Origin of the sequence: Corallococcus exercitus (assembly GCF_003611585.1) — a bacterium.
Classification (GTDB): Bacteria; Myxococcota; Myxococcia; order Myxococcales; family Myxococcaceae; genus Corallococcus; species Corallococcus exercitus.
Genome location: NZ_RAVW01000002.1, coordinates 24,089 through 46,866, shown reverse-complemented (window position 1 = coordinate 46,866; position 22,778 = coordinate 24,089). Strand labels below are relative to the sequence as shown.

Sequence of the window (22,778 nt, the reverse complement as noted above, 5' to 3'; positions counted from 1 at the left end):
CTAACCCGCCGTGGAGTTCTCCTTTTCACCGGGAGGCGTGCAGGGGCAGTACGGCGCGACTGCCTCCAGCAGCAACTCCATGTGCAGGGGTTTGCGCAGCAGCCCGACGACGCCGGCCATCCGCTCCGTCTGGAAGCTGGCGGTGAGCACGAAGACGGGCAGTCCGCAGAGTGTCGCATCGTCGTGCAGGCGCCGGAGAAAGCCGTAGCCGTCCATCACCGGCATCATCAAATCCAGCAGGACGATGCAGGGCTTGCGACAGGAGGCCAGGGCCAGCAGTCCCTCCTCTCCATTGGACGCCGTCAGGACGGAGTAGCCTTCGAGCTCGAGGTAACGGGCCATCACTTCCAGCTCCGGCTCGTCATCGATGATGAGAATCAGGGGCGGGGTCGTCGCGTCGGGCACGGCTCTCTCTTCCGTGTGTTCGAAAGAAAGCTAGGTCGCCCGCGCGACGCACTGCCCAGGGCCCGCCATTGATTCCGGGCAGGCGGTCCCTACCACTGCCAATAGGACAGGGGGCTGGTTGGCCGTCTACCCTGAAACAGTGGCGCGGCGGCCACAGACACTTCCTGGGTGCCCTGGAAAAAGCCCTCTAGAATTCGGCCATGACGTCCTCCGACAGGGCCGTGCCGAAGAGGGGCCGGCGCATCGCCGTGGCCTCCGTCGCGGGGCTCGTCGTGCTGGCCGGCGCCGGCGGGATGGGCGCGGAGGCGTGGTTCCAGCGGAAGGTCGAAGCGCCCCTGCGCCTCCACCGCGAGGCGCTCGCCGCGAACGTGGAGGCCTACTGCGCGCAGGAGGCCGCGCTGGACGCCGACCCCTGGTTCCACGAAGGCCGGACGGAAGGCGACGCGGGGCTCCTGCTCAACGCGTGGCTGCCCTGGTCTCGCGACCTGAAGCGGGCGCCGCCCGAGGGCTCGCCGCTGGTGCTTCCCGAAGCGCTGCGCGAGGAGGCCCTGGACCTGAGACAGGGCCGCTGGCTCACCGCGAACATCGACGTGTCCCGCCTGGACTTCGACTGGATGGTCCGGCTGCTGGCGTATGACCGGTGGGACCTGTTCAACGGCAGTCCCCTGAGCACCCAGGGACGCTTCAACTGGGTCGCCGGCGAGGTCCCCGACGTCTTCCTCCTTCAGCGCTGGGCGAAGTTCCGCATGCTCCACGGGATGAGGACGGGCCACCCGCTGGAGGCCGCGCAGCAGGTGCGCCACCTCGCGTGGCTGAGCCTGCGCACGGACTCGCTCGCGGGCGGCTCCCTCGCCGTCAACCTGCTCGACATCGAGCGCATGGCCCACGACGCCATGCCCTCGCCCCCCGCGGACTGGACGCCCATGCCCGCCGAGCAGACGGCCCGGATGAACGCCCTGCTGCTGACGGGGCCCCGCTTCGCCGGCCTCGCCGCGTCCCCGGACGTGGCCCGTCAGGCCCGCCGCTGCGCGACGGAGACGAACCGGTGCATCGCCCTCACGGAGACCGCCTTCCACGCGCGGCTGCTGGAGCCCTTCGCCGACCCGTCCCTGGCCGAGGCCTCCGCGGCGCTCGACCAGGACCTGGCGGAGGCCGGCTGCCCCACGCTCGCCGCGCATGAGATCCGGACGCGGGGTGTAACGCTGCGCGACCCCGCTTCTGGCATGTCCACCCTGGCCTCCTCCATGGCATGGATCCCCGGGCCCCCCGGCCGCTGGCTCCGCTCACGCATCGCCTGGGGCGTCCTCGCCAGCGCCCTGGGAGACCTCCCACCGCCAGGCGAATACAAACCGAAACATCCCGACCGTGTCCGTGGCCAGGCAAGCACGCCAACCCCCTGAATCATCGTCCTCGAAGCGCTGGAAAAAGGCCTGCGCCTGCCCACCTCCACGGTTTTCCGTGGATGACATGGAACTGGCGCCTCGACTGACCTACAGTTCTTGAACGGAGGGGGAAGTTGCCCGAACTGCCACCCAGCGCGTATCCGGCCTTGTTCGAGCACACGCGAGACGGCGTGCTCGTCCTGGACCCGACCCTGCGGGTCGTGGCCGTGAACCGCGCCGCGGAGGCGCTGCTGGGGCCCCGTGACCTGTTGCTGGGGCAGGCGGTGGGCCACTTGCTGCCGGGCTGGACGCCCCCCCAGGTCTTCTCCCCGGGCGCGGGTCCTCACGAGACGGACTGCCACGTGGGCCCGGTGCACCCGGTGCGGGTGCTGGCCGTGCCGCAGGACGGCGGCTGGATGCTGATGCTGCGGGGCATGGACGCCGCCCAGACGGCCGAGTCCATCCTCCGGCAGCAGAAGGAGTTCTTCGAGGCGGTGGTGAGCCACAGCCCGGTGGCCATCATCACCATCAGCCGCACCTTCGAGGTGCTCACCTGGAACCCCGCCGCGGAGCGCCTCTTCGGCTACACGCCGCAGGAGGCGCTGGGGCGCAACATCCTCAAGCTCGTGGCCAACGCGGACGGCATCCGTCCGGAGGCGGAGGAGACGTCGCGCGAGGTGCTGCGCAAGGACCGCGTGCACGTCGTCACCAAGCGCGTGCGCAAGGACGGCACGGTGGTGGACGTGGAGCTGCGCGCGCTGCCGGTGACGGTGGCCGGCCAGTCCATGGGCTTCATCGCCATCTACCACGACGTCACCGACCTCCAGCGGGCGCGCCAGGCCGCCGAGCACGCCAACCAGGCCAAGAGCCTGTTCCTGGCCACCGTGAGCCATGAAATCCGCACGCCGATGAACGCCATCATCGGCATGGCGGGGCTCCTGATGGACACGGCGCTCACGCCCGAGCAGCGCGACTTCGCGTCCACCATCCGCCAGAGCGGGGACGCGCTGTTGGGGCTGCTCAACGACATGCTGGACTTCTCCAAGATCGAAGCCGGCCGGGTCGAACTGGAGCAGCAGCCCTTCAACCTGCGCCAGTGCGTGGAGTCCGTGTTGGACCTGCTCGCCATGCGCGCGAGCGAGAAGTCCCTGGACCTGGGCTACCACGTCACCGACGAGACGCCCGTCACCGTGGTGGGCGACGGCGCGCGCCTGCGGCAGGTGCTGCTCAACCTGGTGGGCAACGCGGTGAAGTTCACCGAGCGCGGCGGCGTGTCCATCTCCGTGGACACCCCGCGCCAGCCGCTCGCGCCGGGCGGCCTCTTCGAGCTGCACTTCGCCGTGCAGGACACCGGCCTGGGCATCTCCGAAGCCGCGCGCGGCGGCCTGTTCCAGCCCTTCAACCAGCTGAACGAATCCGTGTCGCGGCGCTACGGCGGCACGGGCCTGGGGCTCGCCATCAGCAAGCGGCTGGTGGAGGCGATGGGCGGGCGGCTGTGGATGGAGAGCGAGGGCGTCCCGGGCCGCGGCGCCACCTTCCACTTCACCTTCCAGGCGCGCGAGGCCCCGCGCAGCGCGGATGCCCTGCGCCCGGACGCGCTCAAGCTGCACGGCCGGCGCGTGCTGGTGGTGGACGACAACGCCATCAACCGCAAGCTGCTGGGCCGCCAGCTGGCCGCGTGGGGCATGACCATCGTGGAGGTGGGCTCCGGCGCGGAGGCGCTGTCCAAGCTGGAGTCCGGGGCTCGCTTCGACCTGGCCATCCTGGACCACCGCATGCCGCTGATGGACGGCCCCACGCTGGCGGCGCACATCCGCCAGCAGCGCGACGCGCGCGAGCTGCCCCTCTTGCTGCTCACCTCGTATGATCAGCGCGACGCGCAGCCGCCGGGCCTGTTCACCGCGGTGCTGCCCCGGCCGGTGAAGGCGTCGCAGTTGCATGACGCGCTGATGACGTGCCTGGCCCAGGATCTCATCTCCGCGCGGCCCCTGCCCGTCGCCCCCGCGCCCGCCACGCGCGAGCGCTCCGTGTTCAACACGCGCCCCGGCGAACAGATGCCGCTGCGTATCCTGCTGGTGGAGGACAACCCCACCAACCAGAAGCTGGCGCTGCTGGTGTTGGACAGGCTGGGCTACCCGGCGGACACCGCGAACAACGGCCGCGAGGGGCTGAACCTCCTGGCGCGCAGCCGCTACGACGTCGTGCTGATGGACGTCCAGATGCCGGAGCTGGACGGCCTGGAGACGACGCGCCAGCTGCGCAAGGACGTGCCCGTGCACGAGCAGCCGTGGGTCATCGCCATGACGGCCAACGCGATGACGGCGGACCGGCGCGAGTGCCTGGACGCGGGCATGGACGACTTCCTCAGCAAGCCCATCCGCGTGGAGGAGCTCATCTCCGCGCTGCGCCGCGCCTGGGAGCGCTTGCCGCGCGAGCCCGGCGCCACCCCCATCGCCCGCGTCCCGGAAGCCCCGCGCCTGGGCGCCCCGCGCATCCGGGGCCTGGAGTCAGGCGCGCTGGAGCGGCTGTGGCAGTCGTTGGACGGGCAGGTGGAGCGGATGCTCCCGGAGCTCGTCGACACCGCGCTGGAGAGCATGCCCCGGCTGATGGATGACGCGCGGGGCGCGCTCGCGCGCGGTGAGCTGGAGAACCTGGCGCGGGCCGCGCACACGCTCAAGTCCAACGCGGCCTACTTCGGGGCGGCCACGCTGGAGTCGCTGTGCTGGGACATCGAGCAGCGCGCGGACGCCCGGGTGCTGGAGGGGCTGGAGCCGCTCGTCGCCCACTGCCAGGAGGCGCTGGAGGAGAGCCGCCAGCTCCTGGAGCAGCTCAAGCGCACGGTGCGCTGACCGTTCAAGCCCGCTGGGGCGCGTTCGGGTCGCTGATGGTGAGCGGCTGCCTGCGTCCGTCCTTCGCGACGAGGCTGGCGGTGAGGGCGAAGTCCGGCCCCATGCGCAGCTCCAGCGTGGTGGGGCCCGGATGGGCCACGCGCCAGTCCGGCTCGATGCGCACGGTGCCCAGGAGCTCGCGCTCCACGGTGGTGCGGTCCAGCGCCTCGAACAGCGCCACCGGCACGGGGCCGGGCCAGGGCGGCAGCTCCAGGTCCACGGTGCGCGTGCCGGGCACGGGCGTGTTGGCGGGGAGCACCTCGTGCTGGCCGCCGCCGGGCACCATGGCTCCAATGGGCATGGGCACCACGTCCGACAGGCCGCTGATGCCGCGCGCCAGGTTGCGCCCGAGGATGGCCGCGCCCACGGCCACGCCCAGCTCCGGGTGAACCTCCTTGTCCGACGACAGCTTCTTGAAGTGGGAGAGGCGCTTGCGGATGGCGGGCATGCGCGTCTGGCCGCCCACCATGACCAGCTCGTCGATGGCGTCCGGCTTGAGGCCCGCCTTCTCCAGCACGTCGTCGCACGCGGCGGCGGTGCGCTCGATGAGCTGGAACACCATGGCCTCCATCCGCTCGCGCGTGAGCGTGACGTTGAAGTCCACGAAGGCGCCGTCCTTCTGGGTGATGCAGGGGATGCGGATGGGGACGGACGCGCCGCTGGAGAGGGCAATCTTCGCGGACTCGGCGGCGAAGACCAGCCGCTGCATCACGACCTTGTTGTCCCGCAGGTTGATGCCGTGCTCCCGCTGGAAGTCGTCCACCATCGCCTCGACGATGGCCTCGTCGAAGTTGGCGCCGCCGAGGAACGCGTCGCCGCCGGTGGCCAGCACCTTCACCACGCGGTTCTGCACGGACATAAGGGTGACGTCGAAGGTGCCGCCGCCCAGGTCGAACACCATCACCGTCTGCTCGGGGTTGCGCAGGTTGGCGTAGTAGAGCGCCGCGGCGGTGGGCTCGTTGACGATGGCGCGCACGCGCAGCCCCGCCTTCTCCGCCGCGCGGCGGATGGCCTCGCGCTGGCGGATGTTGGCGTGCGCGGGCACGGTGAGCACGCACTCCTCGAACTTCATGCCGGCCGCGTGCGTGGCCAGGGTGTGGATGTGCTTGAGGATGAAGTGCGCCACGTCGATGAGCGGCGTCACCTTCCCGTACACCTGCACGGCGGTGTAGCCGTCCGGGCCCTCCACCAGTTCGAAGGCGAAGCGGCCGCGGTGGCGGGCCACGTATTCGGACTGGAAGCGGCGGCCCAGGAAGCGCTTGGCGCCGAAGACGGTGTGGCGCGGGTCGTCGATGATCTGCCGCCGCGCCGCGGGGCCGACGATGGCCTTGTCGCCCGCGTGGAACCACGCGATGGACGGCAGGGTGAGGCTCTTCTCCGCAATGGGCACCACGCGCAGCTTGTTCGCCTTGTCGAAGAAGGCCGCCGCGGTGTTGGTGGTCCCGAAGTCAATGCCGAGGATGGGGGCGGCGCTCGTGCTCATGAGAGGCCGCCATCCTCGCACGTCCCGCCGCGCCGGGGCATCCGGCACGGCGGTTCGCCTCCGCGCGGAGGTCGCTTGAACCCCCCGTATCAGGTCCTGGGCGGCGCGTTGTAACCCGCGTCACCGTAGGGCTTCAGGCGCTCCAGCCACATCTCCTCCAGCACCTTCAGCTCCTCCAGGGGCGGAGGGCCGCCGGGCTCCTCGCGGGGCGGCAGCTTGTCCAGCACCTCGAAGGAGAAGGCCGCCTCGCCGTAGCGCTCCCAGTCCGCCTGCAGCTCCGGGACGCGGTGCATGCGCTGGGCGAACTCGAACCGGATGCGGTTGAACATCGCGGTCAGGTTGAGCGCGTGGTGCACGAAGAGCTTGCCGTTGGCGTGGCAGCGGATGGCGTAGATGCCCATGGGCACGTCCGCTTCCTTGTACGCGCGCTTGCGTTCGGCGCGGGACGCGCGCGAGTCGTCACCGGACATGGTGGCCTCCGTAGCCCAGCGCGACGAGCTTCGCTTCCAGCCGCTCCTTCGCGGCGCGGTCGCGAGGGCGCACCCAGTCGCGGCCCATCCGCTCCCAGTCCGCGTCCCCCGAATCGATGCCCAGCGCCTGGAGGAAGTCGGCCTCGCAGACGAAGCACTGCGCGCGGAAGGGGAAGAGGAAACCCCCTTGCGCTTCCAGCGAACGCGCGGCCTCCTCGTAGCTGGAGAACCACCGGTTGAGGAACACGGCCTGGACCTTCTGGAAGAAGGCGCGCGTGTCCAGCCCCCGCGCACCGTCCTCCAGGGCCTGCTTCAAGTCGGTCCAGGTGGCATGGCCGGCTTCCCGCGCGATGACGGCGAGCCCGTGCTTGTGCTGCACGGTGTCCCGGCGCGCGAGCACCTCGCCCAGGGGCAGGGCCGCGAAGAAGGGCAGGGCGCGCATCCGTTCCGCGGCGCGCGTGGCGCGGGCGGTGTCGAACGAGTCCAGGTCCTTGATGAGCAGGGACGCGCGGACCTTGTATTCATGAAGCGTGACGGGGAGGGTGCTGCCGGTTCCCATGACGAATCCTTCGGTGCTGGCCCTCACCCGTTGGGGGACCGTGGAAGGACTGCATCGGGAGTCTGGCGACAGCGGGTGAAGCGAGGGTGACGTCGTCTTTCCGGGCGGCGGGCGCCCCTCGGCACCCGTGGGACGAATAGACCAGACGCGTCCCGGGGCCGTCAACGCGCGACGCAACGGGCCCCGGGTCGGATGCAAGCGTGTGTTGGATGGCAGGGAGGCGCGGCGTGGCCGGCGGCCCCAGGGGGAGGTCTCACGCGCTGATACCGTCCCGGGCCGCCGGGGGGGGCCCACCCGGCAGGGGGCAGTGATGCGTCGATACCCAGGGGTTCTTCTGCTGCTGTGGCTGGCGTTGAGCCCCGAAGTCGCGCGGGCCCAGGGCGGTCCTGCCTCACGTGACCCGGAGTCGCTGAACCTCCTGACGCCTCCCGGCATGGCGCCGGAGCCACCCTTCGCCCCCACGACCGTCTCCGCCACCGCGAGGGCTTCGTCCGACTATCGGGTGGGCAAGCACCTCGCCCTGGGAACGCTGATGGGGAGCGCCGGGTTCGTGAGCGGCGCCCTGACGGGCCTGTTCGTCGGCGTCGGGCTGGACCGCCGGTGTGATGCGCTGGGCTGCCCGGGCTCCGCGATGAGCCTCGTCCCCGTGGGGCTGGGGGCGGCCATCGGGACCTCGCTTCCCATCTACTTCGCCGGAAACATGTCGGGAGGGCAGGGAAGCTACGGCCTCACCCTGCTGGGGGCCACCCTGGGGGCCGTGCCCTCCGCCCTGCTCACCCTCAGCGACGACAGCGCCCTGCGCTCCGTGGGCGTCATCGGGCTGGTGGTGATGCCCTTCGTGGGCTCGTTCCTGGGCTACGGGCTGTCCCAGGGTGGGGACGCCGCGGACGCGTGGCCTCCTTCGACCCCGAGCCTCCCGGGCGCCCAGGTCACGCCCGTGCTCGGCATGTCGAAGCAGGGCGCCGTCGTGGGCGGGCTCATGGGCCAGTTCTGAGGCCGGGACTCAGGCCTCGGACTGGCCGCGGCGCAGGCCCAGGGCCTTCATCTTCTTGTAGAAGTGGCCCCGCTCCAGGTCGAGGATCCGCGCGGCCTCCGTCACGTTGTCGTGCGTGTGGGCGAGCACCCGCTGGATGATCTCCCGCTCCGCGTCCTCCACCTGCTCGCGGAAGGTCTGATCCACGCGCGGCCTCCATCCGCCCGGATTCGCGGCAGCAGGCTCGGTGACGGGCCCGGCGGCGGGGGCCGACACGACCACTGACGGCGCGGCGGGCACGTCACCACCCACGGTGGGCTCGGGCATGGGGGGCAGGGGACGGCCCCGGGGCAGCAGCTCCAGCGCGTCCGTGCGCGAGACGACGGGCCCCTCGCACAGGATGGCCAGCCGCTCCACCAGGTTGCGCAGCTCGCGCACGTTGCCCGGGTAGTCATACGCGCTCATCACCGCGAGCGCGTCCGGCGACAGCGCCAGCGGCCGCCGCCCGTTCTTCGCGCAGGCCTCGCGCAGGAAGGTGTCGATGAGGTCCGGAAGGTCCTCGCGGCGCTCGCGCAGCGGCGGGGAGTGAATCTGCACGACGTTGATGCGGTAGTAGAGGTCCTCGCGGAAGCGCCCCGCGGCGATCTCCTTCTCTAGATTCTTGTTCGTCGCGGCGATGACGCGCACGTCCACCTTGAGCGTCTCCGCGCCGCCCACGCGCTCCAGCTCTCCCTCCTGGAGCACGCGCAGCAGCTTCGACTGCATGGCGGCCGGCATGTCGCCAATCTCGTCCAGGAAGAGGGTGCCCTCGTGCGCCAGCTCGAACTTGCCGCGCCGCACGCTCACCGCGCCGGTGAAGGCGCCCTTCTCGTGGCCGAACAGCTCGCTCTCGATGAGGTCGTGCGGCACCGCGGCGCAGTTGAGCTTCACGAACGGGCCGGCCTTGCGCTTGGAGTTCTGGTGCAGCGCCCGCGCGATGAGCTCCTTGCCGGTGCCGTTCTCACCCGTGATGAGGACGCGCCCCTCGCTGGGCGCGGTCCGCTGGATGAGGGAGAAGATGCGCTGCATGGCGGGGCCGCCGCCCACCATGTCGAAGCGGCCCAGCTGCGCACGCAGCTCCTGCAGCTCCTCCATCGCCGCCTGGTGCTTGAGCGCGTTGCGCAGCGCCACCAGCAGCCGGTCGCGCGCCAGGGGCTTCTCCAGGAAGTCTCGCGCCCCCAGCTGCGTCGCCTTCACCGCGGTGTCGATGGTGCCGTGGCCCGACATCATGATGACGGGCAGGTCCGGCTTGAGGGCCGTGAGCTTCGAGAGCACCGTGAGGCCGTCCATGTCCGGCATCTTCACGTCCATCAACACCGCGTCCACGGGGCGCGCGCTCACCACGTCCAGCGCCACCTGCCCGCTGCTGGCGAGCTCCGTGCGGTAGCCGGCCAGCTGAAGCGACTGACTCAGGGTGAGGAGGATGTTTTTTTCGTCATCGACGATGAGGACGGCGGCGGGCATGGGCAAACCGCTCACACTCTCACGGAAATAATCGGGGCTTCAAGGGTCTCGTGCTGCCCCCAAGGCTCGGGAAAAGACAAATCTTTTGACTCTCCCCGGTGGGTCCGACTACACGCGACAGGCCTGGGCCCATCCCCTGTGGGCCTCTCTTTTCCCGTGGTTGCTGTCGGAGGAATGATGCGTCGGATTTCGCTTTGGGCCGGGTTGGCCCTCGCCGTGGCCGTGATGACCGGGTGCCCGCCCACCTACCCCAAGTGCAACAACGACGAGCAGTGCCAGGAGAAGGGCGAGGTCTGCGTCCAGGGCCAGTGCCAGGAGTGCGCGACGGACGCGAACTGCCGTGAGGGCTTCACCTGCCAGGCCAACAAGTGCGCGCCCAAGCCGCCCGAGTGCACCACGGACACGGCCTGTGGCACCGGCCGCATCTGCGAGGCCGGCAAGTGCGCCGAGGCCCAGTGCAAGGACGACTCCGCGTGCAACGGTGGCAAGTGCCAGGCCGGCCGCTGCCAGGCCCCCAAGGACACCTGCACCGCCAGCACCGACTGCGGTGAGGGCCAGGAGTGCCAGTCCGGCAAGTGCGTGACGGCGGACGCCAGCTCCAAGTGCGACTACTCGCCGGTGCGCTTCGGCTTCAACGAGTCCACCCTGGACTCCAGCGCGCAGTCGCGCCTGGGCGAGCTGGCGGCCTGCATCAAGGCCAGCCAGGGCAAGATCACCCTGGGCGGCCACGCGGACGAGCGCGGCACGGAGGAGTACAACCTCCAGCTGTCCAACCGCCGCGCCGCGGCCGTGAAGCGCTACCTGACCGACCTGGGCGTGCCGGCCAACCGGCTGTCCACGGTGGGCTATGGTGAGACCCGCCCGGTGTCCAGCGCGGCCACCGAGGAAGGCTGGGCGGAGAACCGCCGCGTGGAGTTCCAGCGCTAGTTCTGGGGTAGGCTCTGGGGCGCATGGCCGCCCTAGAGTCGGAAACGACGCGACAGTCCTACCTGGTCTTCGCGTGTGGAAGCAGTTGGTACGCGGTGCCCGCGGAAGCCGCGGCGGAGGTCGTCACCTTCCCCGAGCTGACGCGGGTACCGGGTTCCCCGCCCCACCTGCTGGGTGTGTTCGCGCACCGGGGGGAAGTCATCCCCGTCGTGGACATGAGCCTGCTGGTGGGCGGGGTCACCGCCGGGTCCCGCCGCGCCGTCCTGGTGCGGCTGTCCCGCGGCACGCTGGCCCTCACCGCCAGCAACGTCGCCGGCGTGTCCGCCCTGATGGGACCGCTGGAGCCCCTGGGCCCTTCCGGCGTGCACGTCCACCTGCGCGGCCCCGTGAAGAGCGGCTCGCGCGACGTGGCCGTCATCGACCCGGAAGGCCTCTTCGACCACCTCAGCCAGGGCGGCTAGCCCCATGCTTCCCGCGGGCCGGGTCGAGGGGACGCTCCTGTGCCACGTGGGGCCGCACCGCATCGCCTTCGAGGCGGGCGAGGTGGCCTCCATCGCAGGGCCGGACACCTCCATGGTGTCCGCCCACCGGGCCTTCCAGGGCGCCGGCGGTGCCCAGCGCGTGCTCGTGACGGCCACCGGGGGAACGGTGGGCGTGGACGGGCTGGAGATCGACTCGGAGGTGCTGTCGGTGCTGCCGCCCTCGCCGGTGGTGGCGGGGGCCTCCGGGGGAAGCCTGCGCGGCTTCGTCATCACGCGCGGGGTGCTCTGGCCGCTCTTGCGCCTGGAGTCCTTCCAGCGCTACCTGCTGGGCCTGGCCGGGGAGGGCGCATGACGCCGCCGCCGGAGCTTCGCGCGCTGGGCCGCTGGACGACGCGGCCGCGCATCCCGGGCAGCTGCCTGGGCGTGGGGGTCGCGTTCCTCCACATCCACCTGTCGCACACGCTGCCGGAGGCCGGCCGCACGCCGCTGACGTGGCTGATGTTCTGCGCGCTCGCGCTGTTCATCAGCGTGGGGTTCGCGCGCGACACGCGAGCCCTGCGCACGCTGTTCGCGCTGGGCGAGGGAAAGCTGCCCCTCACGTCGGAGCACCTGCTGGTGGCGATCCAGGAGGTGGCGGCCATCCCCGGCCGCAGCTTCTGGTTCGTGATGCAGGGCTGGCTGGGCGGCACGCTGACGGTGGCGCTGGCCTTCCCCACGCTTGCGCACGTGCCGTGGACGGAGGGCCTGCGGGTGACGGTGCTGGGGCTGTCCATCGGCCCCTTGAGCGCGATGCTCGTCTACCTGATGGTCGTGCGCCGCGCGCGGGCCACGCTGGCACGGCTGGTGGAACTGGGGCCGTCGCCGCTGGAGGTGCTGGCCGCGCTGCCGCCCCGGCGCATGCACATCCGCCGCCGGCTGGTGGTGTTCACCGCCATCGCGGTCCTGAGCCCCTCCCTCTTCATCCTGGACGTGGCCTTCACGCGCACGGTGACGGTGGTGGATGAGTGGGCCCAGGCCACCACGCCGGCGGAGCGGGCGGAGGTGATGGCCCGGGCGCGCGAGGGAGAGGGCCCGCCGCTGGGGCTCATCGCGGGGCTCGTCACGCTGCTCATCCTGGGCACCGCGGCGCTCGCGGGCACAGCGCTGTCGGAGCCCCTGCGCGCCATCACCGAGGACGCGACGCGCATCGCGCGCGGCGAGGTGCGGCCCCCGCGCGTCATCCACGCCGAGGACGAGGTGTGGGCCACCTCCGCGGCCTTCACCCAGATGCAGGTGCAGCTGGTGCAGGCCCTGTCGCAGCTCAAGCGGGCGGGCATCCAGATCTCCTCCACCACGGAGCAGCTGGTGGCCACCAGCACGGAGCAGGGGGTGGGCGCGGACGAGCAGGCGGGCGCGCTCAACGCCACCAGCGCCACCACGGAGGAACTGGCCCGGTCCGCGCAGCAGATCGCCGACAACGCGGAGTCCGTGTCCGCCATCGCGGAGACGACCTTCGGCGCGGCGCAGTCCGGCCAGCGCGGCGCCACCGCCTTCCTGGGCGCCATGCATCGCATGAAGGAGGACAACGAGGCCATCGCGGACGCGGTGGTGCGCCTCAACAAGCGCGTGCAGCAGATTGGCAAGGTGGTGGAGTTCATCAACGAGATCGCCGACAAGTCCGACCTGCTGGCGCTCAACGCGGAGCTGGAGGGCACCAAGGCCGGTGAGGTGGGGCGGGGCTTCTCGCTGGTGGCGGCGGAGATGCGCCGGCTGGCGGAGAACGTCATCCGCTCCACGAAGGAGATTGAAGGCCTCATCGGGGAGATCCGCGACGCGACCAACGGCGCGGTGATGGCCACGGAGGCGGGCCTGAAGACGACGGAGCTGGGCACGCTGCTGGCGGCGCAGGTGGACGACAGCCTGGGGCTCATCCTGGAGCTGGCGCGGCAGACGTCGCACGCGGTGCGCAGCATCTCGCTGGCGACGCTGCAGCAGCAGACGGGCACGGATCAGCTCGCGGCGGCCATGGGCGACATCCTGCGCGTCACCGAGCAGAACGCCGCGGCCACCAAGCAGATGGTGGCGGCCAACGCGGACCTGTCCGCCCTGGCGGCGGACCTGCAACACGTGGTGCAGCGCTTCCACGTCGAGCCGCCCGCTGGCGAAACCACCGGGGCTCCCGGTTCGCCCCCCGCGCTGGGAGGTGGGTGACATGGCCTCCCCTTCGCGCGTGAGCTCCCGGCGGGCCGCCTTCAGCCGGCAGCTGATGGTCCCCATCCCGCTGGCGAACCTGGTGGGCTCCACGCTGGGGCTGCACTTCGCGTCGCTCGTGGTGGGCGGTGAGCTGGTGGCTCAGCTGGGCAAGCTCGTCATCCTGGTGGTGGGCGTGAGCGCGCTGCACATGCTCCTGGGCGTGGGCGTGTCCCTGCGCCGCTTCCCCCGGCTGCGGGCCCTGGAGCGCGGAGCGCTGCCGCCCACGCCCGAGCACCTGGCGATGGCGGTGGGCGAGGTGGCGCGCGCGCCGGGCGAGGCGTTCTTCCGCTCGCTGGGCCTGTGGGGGCTCACCACGGGCGTGGTGGCGGTGGCGCTCTGGTCGGGGATGGAGCTGCCGGGGGACACCACCCTGCGGGTCGCGGGGCTGGGGGCGCTGTTCGGCCCGCTCACGTCGCTGCTCGTGTACGGGCTGGTCACGTTGAGGGCGCGGCGTGGCGTGCTGTGGGTGGCTGAGCAGGGGCTGACGCATGCGCAGGTCATCGCCGCGCTGCCCCGGCGCTCGCGCATCCGCGCGCGGCTGGTGGCCTTCACCGCCATCTGCGTGGTGACGCCCGCGGTGATGTGCGCGCAGGTCGTCACGGCGCTGACGGACCGGCTCTTCCATCGGCTGATGGACGCGGGCAGCCCGGACGCGCAGGGCGTGCTGGTGGACGCGCTGCGGCTGGACGCGTTCACGTCCAGCGCGCTGTTGTGCGCGGTGGTGTTCGGCCTGGCGCTCGCCACGGCGTACCTGGGCGGGACGCTGCTGGGGCGGCCCATGCGGGAGCTGTCCGGCGAGGCGCGCCGCATCGCCGCGGGCGACCTGGCCAGCCCCCGGCTGGTGCCCGCGGAGGACGAGGTGTGGGCGGTGTCCGCGGCCTTCACCACGATGCGCACGCACCTGGCGGACGTGCTCGCGGAGCTGCAGCGCGCGGGCTCGCAGATTTCGGCCACCACGGAGGAGATCCTCAGCACCTCCGGGCGCTACGAGGCGGGCGCCGCGGAGCAGGCCAGCAGCCTGGACGAGACGAGCGCCACCACGGAGGAGCTGGCGCGCTCGGCGAAGCAGATCGCGGAGAACGCGAGCTCGGTGGCGGAGATTGCCCAGCGCACGCTGGCGGCGGCCCAGGGCGGACAGCGCAGCGCGGAGTCGTTCCTGGGGGCCATGTCGCGCATGCGCCAGGACAACCAGGCCATTGGTGCGGCGGTGGCGCGGCTCAACAAGCGCGTGCAGCAGATCGGGAAGATCGTCGAGTTCATCAACGGCGTCGCGGACAAGTCGGACCTGCTGGCGCTCAACGCGGAGCTGGAGGGGACGAAGGCGGGCGAGGTGGGGCGGGGCTTCTCGCTGGTGGCGGCGGAGATGCGCCGGCTGGCGGAGAACGTGCTGGAGTCCACCAAGGAGATCGAGGGGCTCATCGAGGAGGTGCGCGAGGCCTCCTCCGCGACGGTGACGGTGACGGGCGGCGGAGTGCGCGCGGTGGAGACGGGGACGGCGCTCGCGGAGCAGGTGTCCGAGTCGCTCCGGCAGATTGTCAGCCTGGCGGGGCAGACGTCGGACGCGGTGCGGATCATCTCCCGGTCCACGCAGCAGCAGCAGGCGGGCACGGATCAGCTCGCGGACACGATGGCGGACATCCTGCGCATCACGCAGCAGAGCCTCAACGCGACGAAGCAGGTGGGCGCGGCGAATGGCGATCTGCTGGGGCTGGCGCAGGACCTGCGTGGGGTGGTGGAGCGCTTCCAGATCCACCAGGCGACCCTGCGCAAGGGGGGCGGCGGGTGAACCCCAGCGAACGGCTCCTCAAGCAGTTCCGCGACCTGGTCACGGTCCGTCTGGAGCGCATCAACCGCTCCCTGATGGAGCTGGAGTCCGGGGGCAACCTGGAGGCCGGGCAGCGGGTGCTGCGCGAGCTGCACGGGCTCAAGGGCGAGGCCCGGATGATGGGCTTCAGTGAGATCAACACGCTCGCGCACGAGATGGAGGAGCTGGTCCGGTGCGCGGAGCCGCAGCGCTACCGCCTGTCGTCGGAGTCCACCGACGCGCTGCTCGCCACGGCGGACACGGTGCTCGCGCTGTCGGGCGCGCTCCAGGCGGGGGAGCCGCTGCTGGCGGTGGAGACGCTGGTGGCGACGCTGCAGCAGCAGGTCGTCGTGGAGTCCGCGCGTCCGCCGGGAGCCTCCCGTCTGGACGAAGGCGGCCGGGTCGCGAAGGGGGAGGGGACGGCGGGCGCGTCGCACCTCATCGTGACGGACCGCCGGGAGCCGTCAGGGCCCGTGGTGGTCCCCGCGCACTGGGGCGTGCCGGCCACGCGCCCGGACGCGCCGGCAGGAGGCGCATCCCCGGCAACCGCCGCATCTCAGTTCCTCGCGACGGCCCTCCGCGCGGATCCGTCCGGGACTTCGGCGGGAGGCCACGGCGACGGGGGCGCGCTCGGAAGCTCCCCTCCTGGCCATGCCGCTGGAGCCGCGTCGGGCTCGTACGTCCATCCAGGCCACGGAACGGCACCGGGCGCTGCGCACGGAGGCCCAGGTCCTGGCCACGCCGCTGGATCCTCATCGGGTTCGCACCTCCATCCAGGCCACGGAGCGGCGTCGAGTGCCGCGCTCGGAAACTCCCCTTCTGGCCACATCGCTGGATCCGCATCGGGCGCGCACTCCATGCACCCCGGCCCCGGAGTCGCACCGGGCGCAGCGCATGGAAGCTTCGGTCCTGGTCACGCCACAGGAGCCGCATCGGGCGCGCACGGTGCGCACCCAGGGGGCTCCGCCTCGGGTGGCGCGGGAGGCTCGCAGCTCGTGGCGCCTGCGACCGGAAACCCGCACCTCGTGGCGCCCACTTCCGGAAGCGCGGGCTCTCACATTGGCAGTGCCGCCGGAAGCACGGGAGGCGCGCACCTCGTGGGCCCCGCGACGGGCGCATCCTCGAACGCGCACCTCACCGCGTCCCCCAGCCCATCGCCCGGCGCGCGCATGGTCGACACCGCGCGCTCGCGCCCGCCCGCCAGCGCCACGCCGAAGGCCGGCCCCGGCACGGTGCGCACCGGTGACGTCCGCATGGACACGGCCGTGCGCATCGGCGTGGCCAGCCTGGACATGCTCACCAGTGCGGTCACCAACCTGGGCCAGGTGGCCCGCCGCCGCGAGCTGGCCACCGCGCGCCGCCTGGAGCTCGTGCGCGAGCTGAGCGAACTGGCCCGCGCCGCGGAGGACCTGGGCCCCGCGGGCGTCGCGCTCGCCGAACGGCTGGGCCGCGCCAAGGAAGTCGCCGCCACCCTGCACCGCGAGGCCAAGCTGCTCGCCAACGCGGAGCTGCGCGACCTGAGCCAGGTGTCGGAGGAGATCCAGGGCCTGCGCATGCTGCCCCTCTCCGTCCTCTTCGAACCCTACCCCCGCATGGTCCGCGACCTCGCGCGGGAGCTGGGCAAGGAGGTGGAGCTCGTCGTGGACGGCGAGGACACCCGCGCGGACCGCTCCGTCGTGGAGGCCCTGCGCGAACCCCTCATGCACCTGGTCCGCAACGCGCTGGACCACGGCCTGGAGACGCGCGTGGACCGCGTCGCCTCCGGCAAGCACCCCCGGGGCTGCCTCACCCTGCGCGCCGCCCGCGAGGGCAGCCGCATCGTCCTGCGCGTGGAGGACGACGGCGCGGGCATGGACCCGGCGCTCCTGCGGCGCGTGGCCGTGCGCCGGGGCATGCTGGACGAACCCGCCGCCAACGCCCTGTCCGACGCCGCCGCGCGCGACCTCGTCTTCCTGCCCGGCTTCACCTCGCGCGAGGTGGTGACCGACCTGTCAGGTCGGGGCGTGGGACTGGATGCCGTGCGGACCGCCCTCCAGGCCCTGGGCGGCGACGTGGGCGTGGAGTCCGCGCCCGGCTGGGGCACCATCTTCACCCTGCGCGTCCCGGTGTCCCTCACCGTGGCGCCCCTGCTCTTCGTCCAGGTCTTCGACGAGACGCTCGCCCTCAGCGCCGTCCACGTCTCCCGCGCCCTCAAGGTGGACGCCTCCGAGGTGGGAGAGGTCGCCGGCCGTCCCACCCTGCGCATGGAGGGCCGCGTGCTGCCCTTCGCGACGCTGGCGTCCCTGCTGGGGCACGCCACCGAGCGCCCCGCCCGGGAGGGGGAGCTGGTGCTGGTGGTGAAGGGTCAGGGCATGGAGGCCGCACTGGCGGTGGACCGGGTGTTGGAGGAGCGCGTCCAGGCCATCCTCCCGCTGAAGGGCATCCTCGCGCGCTTCACGCACCTCACCGGCGCCACGTCGCTCGCGGACGGGCGGCTGGCCATGGTGCTGTCCGCGGCCGCGCTGGCGGCGGGGGTGCACGGCATCGCGCCGCTGAAGCTCGCCCGGCCGCCGTTGCGCGCGCCGGCGCCGCGCCGGCGCCGCATCCTCGTGGTGGACGACTCGCCCCTCACCCGCGAGCTGGTGGCCAACCTGCTGGAGGCGGTGGGGTACGACACCCTCCGGGCGGCGGACGGCCCCTCGGCGCTGGACCTGCTGGGCCAGGAGGGCCCTCCGGTGGAGCTGGTCGTCACCGACCTGGAGATGCCGGAGATGGACGGCGTGGAGCTCACCCGGCGCCTGAAGGCCGACCCTGCCCGGGGCCGCCTGCCCGTCGTCATCCTCACCACCCGGGGAGGGGAGGCGGACCGGGCGCGTGGGCTGGCGGCCGGGGCGGACGGCTACATCACCAAGGGCGACCTCGTCCGGCAGGACCTGGTGGACGTCGTGGGGCGGCTGCTGGCCTGAAAGTTCCCAGATGCTGGGAGATGCCCGGAGACGCCCGGGAGCCCCTCGCATTGCTATACTCCCGCGGCGCGTACGGGGTATTGAACGGTCATGGGCAAGAAAGTATCGGTGCTGGTGGTCGATGACTCGGTCATCTGCCGCCAGCTCATCAGCGCGGCGTTGAGCGACGACCCGGACATCCAGGTCGTTGGCACCGCCGCGAACGGCCAGGAGGCCGTTGCCCTCACGAAGGAGCTGCGTCCCCACGTCATCACCATGGACGTGGACATGCCCGTGATGGATGGGCTCACGGCCGTGGAACACATCATGGCCGAGGTCCCCACCCCCATCCTGGTGCTGACGGGTGATCCACGCTCGCAGGCCCCCGCGCTCACCTACCGCGCGCTGGAGCTGGGCGCGCTGGCGCTGCAGATCAAGCCCTCCATCGACGCGGGGCCGGAGGCGTGGAACCTCACCAAGGAGGTGAAGCTCATCTCCTCCGTGCGCGTCATCCGCCACGTGCGCGGCCAGAAGCGTGGCGCGCCCGGGGTGCCGCATCCGCCCGTCCCGGTGCTGCCCGCCGCCTCCATGGGCATCGTCGCGGTGGCCGCCAGCACGGGCGGTCCGCAGGTGCTCTACCGGATGCTGTCGGAGCTGCCGGCGGACTTCCCGGCGCCCATCGTCATCGTCCAGCACATCAACGCCGCCTTCTCGGAGTCGCTGGCCAGCTGGCTCGCCAACGCGAGCAAGCTCAAGGTGCGGCTGGCCGGGGACGGGGACACGCTGACGCCGGGGCTGGTGCTGGTGGCGCCGCCGGATCAGCACATGGTCGTGCCCGTGCGCGGGCGCGTGGCGCTCAAGGCCGGCGTGGAGCGCGACGGGCACATGCCCAGCGGCACCGTGCTGCTGGAGAGCGTGGCGAAGGCCTACGGCCGGCGCGCGGTGGGCGTGGTGCTCACCGGCATGGGCGCGGACGGGGCGGACGGGCTCCTGGCCATCAAGCAGGCCGGTGGGCTGGCGCTGGCGCAGAACGAGGAGTCCTGCGTGGTGTTCGGCATGCCGGGCGCGGCGGTGGAGCGCAAGGCAGTGGACCACCTCATCCACGGCGATGACGTCGCGGCCACCCTGGCGCGGCTGGCGCGCGGAGAGTCGTTGGCCGTCAGCCGCTGACCGCGCGCGATGACGTCCTCCTCCGAGCGCTGGGCTCCCGTCCACGCCTGGCTTCAGGCGCACACGGGCATGGCGCTGAGCGGGGCCCAGCGGCGGCGGCTGGACGCGCGGCTGGAGGCGCTGGGACACGGCGGAGGCCCGGCGCAGCTGGCGGCGCACCTGCGCTCCCCGTCGGGAGCGGCGGACCTGGCCCGGCTGGTGGACGCGGTGGCGGTGCACACGTCGGAGGTGTTCCGGGACGAGGTGCAGCTCGCCGCCTTCCGCGAGCACGTGCTGTCGCCCCGGGTGCAGCGCTCGAAGACGCCGCTGCGCGTGTGGAGCGCGGGCTGCGCGGCGGGGGAGGAGGTCGCCACGCTGCTGCTGATGATGGCGCAGGAGGGCGCGGACCCTGCCAGCCGCGTGCTGGGCACGGACATCTCCGAACAGGTGCTCACCCGGGCGCGCGAGCTGAGCTTTCCGGCCGAGGCGCTCCGGCGCGTGCCGGAGGGGCCGCGCGCGCGCTACTTCGAACCCAGGGGCCGGCGCCACGCGCTGGTGGGCTCGCTGCGCGCGCAGGCGGAGTTCCGGCGCCACAACCTGATGGAGGCCCCCTATCCGGAGGCCCCCGGGGGCGGCGGGTTCGACGTCATCTTCTGCCGCAACGTCCTCATCTACTTCACCCCGGACGCCTTCCAGCGCACCGTGCGGAGCCTGAGCGAAAGGCTCGCGCCCGGTGGCGTGCTGGTGCTGTCCGCCGCGGAGCCCCTGCTCCAGGTGCCTCCGGAGCTGCGGCTCCTGCCCAGCGAGCACGCCTTCTTCTACGTGCGCGAGGACGCCCCGGCCGTGGAGGCACCCCGGCCGAAGCGGGACTCCACCGCGCCGAAGCCGGACGTGCCCGTGCCTCCGGACGAGACCGCGATGGCGGACTGGCTGTTCTCGTGCGTGCTCGACGGGGCCTCCACGGGCGTCCCCGATGAGCGCTCCGAGCGCGACCTGCGCCGGTGCCTGGACCTGGATCCAGACCACGTCGCCGCGCGCTACCTGCTGGGCTTGCTGTTGGAGCAGTGCGGCCAGCCCGGCGCGGCGCTGGAGGCCTACCGCCGGGCCCTGCGGGCGGTGGAGTCAGGACGGGCGCGGCCGGTGCCCTTCTTCCTCAACCTGCCCCGGCTCCGGGTGGCCTGCGCCCGGGCCGTGGAGCGGCTGGAGGCGGAAGGGGCGCGCTGAAGGGGGCAGGGGGTGGCTCGCCTGTCCGCCGAAACAGAAGCGGCGCGCGGGGCGCTTTGGACCTAGGATGCCCGGCCCATGCGCAGGCTCGTGCTCTTCGCCCTGTTGACCGCCGCCGTTCCCGGCTGTTTCTACCCCGCCGACCGCGGCCGTGCCCTTGAAGCCAAGGTGGACCGGCTGGGCTCGGACAACGCCCGGATGGCCACGGAGCTGAAGGAGGCGCGCGACCAGCTCGCCGCCACCCAGCCGAAGATCGACGAGAAGATCGCCCAGGTGACCCAGGCGCTGCAGAGCCTGGACACCGCCGCGCGCCGCAAGGACGCGGACATCGGCGTGCAGTTCCAGAAGACGGTGGAGGACCTGGCGCAGCTGCGCGGCCAGGTGGAGACGTACCTCTACAAGATCGCCGAGCTGGAGGCCGCGCTCGGCAAGAGCACGGAGGAGACGAACCAGCGGCTGCTGGCGCTCCAGGGAACGGAGGCGGTGAAGGAGGCCGAGGCCAAGAAGAAGGCCGAGGAGCTCCAGCGCCCCACGGACAAGAAGGAGTTCCTCACGCTCGCGCAGGAGAAGGCGAAGGCCGGCGACGCGCTGGTCGCGCGCCAGCTCTACAACGAGTTCATGAAGAAGTGGCCCAAGGACGCGCTCGTGGGCGAGGCGCACTTCGGCCTGGGCGAGACGTACTTCACCGAGTCCAAGTGCCGCGAGGCCCTCTTCGAGTACGGCAAGGTGGTGCAGGACCACGCGAAGACGGCGTCCGCGCCGGACGCGTACCTGCGCTCCTCCGACTGCTTCCAGAAGCTGAAGATGAAGGAGGAGTCGAAGCTCGCGCTGGAGGAGCTGGTGAAGAGCTACCCCAAGTCGGACGCGGCCAAGACGGCGAAGACGAAGCTGGCGGAGCTGGACAAGAAGGCCGCGCCCGCTCCGAAGAAGGGGAAGAAGTGAGCCCCCGCGCCCCCCGGCTCGCCGCCCTGGCGCTCCTCCTGCTCCTGCCCTTCGTGGCGGGGGCCGCGCCGAAGCAGCTCGTGCTGCTCTTCACGGGAGACAACGGGGGCGAAATCGCCCCCTGTGGTTGACGCCACAACCCGTCTGGCGGTCTGGCCAGACGAAAGACGGTCCTGACGCAGGAGCGCGCGAAGGGCGTGCCGGTGCTCGCACTGGACGCGGGCAACGCGCTCTTCAAGACCCTGGCGGACGGCCAGGATGCGACGGCGAAGCCTCGCGCGGAGCTGCTCCTGGAGCAGCTGGACGCGCAGGGCTACGCGGCGATGGCCGTGGGCCAGCGCGACCTCGTGCTGGGCGTGGACTTCCTGAAGAAGAAGACGAAGGGCGCGAAGCTGAAGCTCGTGTCCGTGAACCTCGTGGACGCGAAGGGGCAGCCGCTCTTTCCCGCCTCGGTGGTGACGACCGTGGGCGGGCTGAAGGTGGGCGTCATCGGCGCGTCGCCCGCGTCCGCGAACCCCAAGGCTCCGGCCGCGAGCGCGGACGGCGCGGCCGTGCTGCCCGAGGGTGTCCGGGGCCTGCCGGTGGGGCCGGCCGTGGCCGCGGAGGTGAAGCGCCTGCGCCAGAAGGAGCAGGTGCAGCTGGTGGTGCTGCTCGCGGCGGTGCCCTACGTGGAGGCCGTGCGGCTGGCCCAGGGCGCCGAGGGCGTGGACTTCGTGGTGCAGTCGCACGACGGCCGGGGCGTGGGCATGGCGCAGCGCCAGGGCGTGTCCACGCTGGTGCCGCCCGGGGAGCGCGGCCGCCAGGTCGCGAAGCTGGAGCTGTCCGTGGAGGGCACGGGCCCCTTCACCGACCTGTCCGAGGCGAACCGCGCCCGGGAGAGCCAGCGCATGGTGGAGGCGAACATCGCGCGGGTGCAGGAGCGCCTGAAGGTGGAGAAGAGCGAGGACACGCGCCGCTCGCTCCAGGAGACGCTGGCCTCCTTCGAGTCCCGGCGCGACGCGCTGGCCCGCACTGCGGCGGCCCAGGGGCCGGCGACGGGGCGCACCTATCTGCTGACATACCTGCAGCTGGGCGCGGACGTGGCGTCGGATGCCGCCGTCCAGAAGCAGGTGGAGCGCGTCGAGCCGCCCGGCTCCGCGGGTCACTGAGCTTCCTTGCGTGGAACCAACCCCGTCCATCCTGGGACGGGGACTGAAACGCCTGTTTCATTCGCCCTTTCTTGGGATGTGTCACGCCTGTTCCAGCCCCGCTGGAGAGCAGGCAGGCCGCGCGGCATGGAACGCATGGCAGGCCGCTGTTCGACCGAATAATGTGAACAGCAGGTTTTATGGCCTCCCCCACGCTGCTCGCGCGACGAGCGGCAGGCCGCGCGTGATCGACATTTGGCGACATTGACCCGAAGGCCATGCGTCCGGATTACCGGGCGTCCTT

Annotated in this window: 19 protein-coding genes; 14 read left to right on the top strand and 5 right to left on the bottom strand. The window is 72.0% G+C overall.

The annotated features are described in order from the left end of the window. A complete protein-coding gene (locus D7W79_RS00465; RefSeq protein WP_244221530.1) occupies positions 1-405 on the bottom strand; it encodes a response regulator in 405 nt (134 codons plus the stop codon). Positions 406-605: 200 nt separating this feature from the next. Here D7W79_RS00465 and D7W79_RS00460 point away from each other — a divergent pair, with 200 nt between their 5' ends. Next, entirely contained in the window at positions 606-1,805 is a 1,200-nt protein-coding gene (locus tag D7W79_RS00460) for a hypothetical protein (RefSeq protein ID WP_120523334.1), read from the top strand. Positions 1,806-1,921: 116 nt separating this feature from the next. Then, positions 1,922-4,636: a PAS domain-containing hybrid sensor histidine kinase/response regulator gene (locus tag D7W79_RS00455; protein ID WP_120523333.1), complete on the top strand. Its 2,715-nt coding sequence runs from the start codon at positions 1,922-1,924 to the stop codon at positions 4,634-4,636. A 4-nt stretch (positions 4,637-4,640) separates the two neighbouring features. Here D7W79_RS00455 and D7W79_RS00450 read toward each other — a convergent pair whose 3' ends face one another. The 3 genes from D7W79_RS00450 to D7W79_RS44420 form a co-directional block, all read right to left on the bottom strand. Next, positions 4,641-6,158 (bottom strand): Hsp70 family protein, encoded by a 1,518-nt coding sequence (locus tag D7W79_RS00450; protein WP_120523332.1) that lies wholly within the window; start codon positions 6,156-6,158, stop codon positions 4,641-4,643. A gap of 89 nt (positions 6,159-6,247) precedes the next feature. Then, positions 6,248-6,628, bottom strand: a complete 381-nt coding sequence (locus tag D7W79_RS44425) for a GIY-YIG nuclease family protein (protein WP_208729599.1) — start codon at positions 6,626-6,628, stop codon at positions 6,248-6,250. Beyond that, positions 6,618-7,187: a hypothetical protein gene (locus D7W79_RS44420; protein ID WP_208729598.1), complete on the bottom strand. Its 570-nt coding sequence runs from the start codon at positions 7,185-7,187 to the stop codon at positions 6,618-6,620. Before D7W79_RS44420 ends, D7W79_RS44425 begins: the two co-directional genes overlap by 11 nt. 310 nt (positions 7,188-7,497) lie before the next feature. Here D7W79_RS44420 and D7W79_RS00440 point away from each other — a divergent pair, with 310 nt between their 5' ends. Beyond that, positions 7,498-8,181, top strand: coding sequence for a hypothetical protein (locus D7W79_RS00440; protein ID WP_147441743.1), 684 nt, complete (start codon positions 7,498-7,500; stop codon positions 8,179-8,181). A 9-nt stretch (positions 8,182-8,190) separates the two neighbouring features. Here the strand turns inward: D7W79_RS00440 and D7W79_RS00435 are convergent, their stop codons facing one another. Further along, a complete protein-coding gene (locus D7W79_RS00435) occupies positions 8,191-9,663 on the bottom strand; it encodes a sigma-54-dependent transcriptional regulator (RefSeq protein WP_120523349.1) in 1,473 nt (490 codons plus the stop codon). A gap of 177 nt (positions 9,664-9,840) precedes the next feature. On the opposite strand from D7W79_RS00435, the gene D7W79_RS00430 reads away from it, so the two are divergent. The 11 genes from D7W79_RS00430 (at position 9,841) to D7W79_RS00385 (ending at position 22,495) form a co-directional block, all read left to right on the top strand. Beyond that, complete coding sequence (locus D7W79_RS00430) at positions 9,841-10,590, top strand: OmpA family protein (RefSeq protein ID WP_120523330.1); 750 nt, start codon at positions 9,841-9,843, stop codon at positions 10,588-10,590. Between the two features lie 23 nt (positions 10,591-10,613). Continuing rightward, positions 10,614-11,051, top strand: a complete 438-nt coding sequence (locus tag D7W79_RS00425; protein WP_120523329.1) for a chemotaxis protein CheW — start codon at positions 10,614-10,616, stop codon at positions 11,049-11,051. 4 nt (positions 11,052-11,055) lie between these two features. Next, complete coding sequence (locus D7W79_RS00420; RefSeq protein ID WP_120523328.1) at positions 11,056-11,424, top strand: protein CrdC; 369 nt, start codon at positions 11,056-11,058, stop codon at positions 11,422-11,424. Next, positions 11,421-13,262, top strand: coding sequence for a methyl-accepting chemotaxis protein (locus D7W79_RS00415; protein WP_120523327.1), 1,842 nt, complete (start codon positions 11,421-11,423; stop codon positions 13,260-13,262). The genes D7W79_RS00420 and D7W79_RS00415 overlap by 4 nt, the downstream gene beginning before the upstream one ends. Position 13,263: 1 nt before the next feature. Next, positions 13,264-15,090: a methyl-accepting chemotaxis protein gene (locus D7W79_RS00410; protein ID WP_120523326.1), complete on the top strand. Its 1,827-nt coding sequence runs from the start codon at positions 13,264-13,266 to the stop codon at positions 15,088-15,090. Further along, on the top strand, positions 15,087-18,053 hold the full coding sequence (locus tag D7W79_RS00405; RefSeq protein ID WP_120523325.1) for a response regulator: 2,967 nt from the start codon (positions 15,087-15,089) through the stop codon (positions 18,051-18,053). Before D7W79_RS00410 ends, D7W79_RS00405 begins: the two co-directional genes overlap by 4 nt. Positions 18,054-18,143: 90 nt before the next feature. After that, positions 18,144-19,202, top strand: coding sequence for a chemotaxis-specific protein-glutamate methyltransferase CheB (cheB, locus tag D7W79_RS00400; RefSeq protein ID WP_120523324.1), 1,059 nt, complete (start codon positions 18,144-18,146; stop codon positions 19,200-19,202). 9 nt (positions 19,203-19,211) lie between these two features. Continuing rightward, positions 19,212-20,405, top strand: coding sequence for a CheR family methyltransferase (locus D7W79_RS00395; RefSeq protein ID WP_120523323.1), 1,194 nt, complete (start codon positions 19,212-19,214; stop codon positions 20,403-20,405). Positions 20,406-20,483: 78 nt separating this feature from the next. After that, positions 20,484-21,347: a tetratricopeptide repeat protein gene (locus D7W79_RS00390; protein WP_120523322.1), complete on the top strand. Its 864-nt coding sequence runs from the start codon at positions 20,484-20,486 to the stop codon at positions 21,345-21,347. Next, on the top strand, positions 21,344-21,478 hold the full coding sequence (locus D7W79_RS45600; protein ID WP_276375021.1) for a hypothetical protein: 135 nt from the start codon (positions 21,344-21,346) through the stop codon (positions 21,476-21,478). The genes D7W79_RS00390 and D7W79_RS45600 overlap by 4 nt, the downstream gene beginning before the upstream one ends. A 66-nt stretch (positions 21,479-21,544) precedes the next feature. Next, positions 21,545-22,495, top strand: a complete 951-nt coding sequence (locus D7W79_RS00385) for a bifunctional UDP-sugar hydrolase/5'-nucleotidase (protein ID WP_208729597.1) — start codon at positions 21,545-21,547, stop codon at positions 22,493-22,495. The last annotated feature ends 283 nt before the right edge of the window (positions 22,496-22,778 follow it).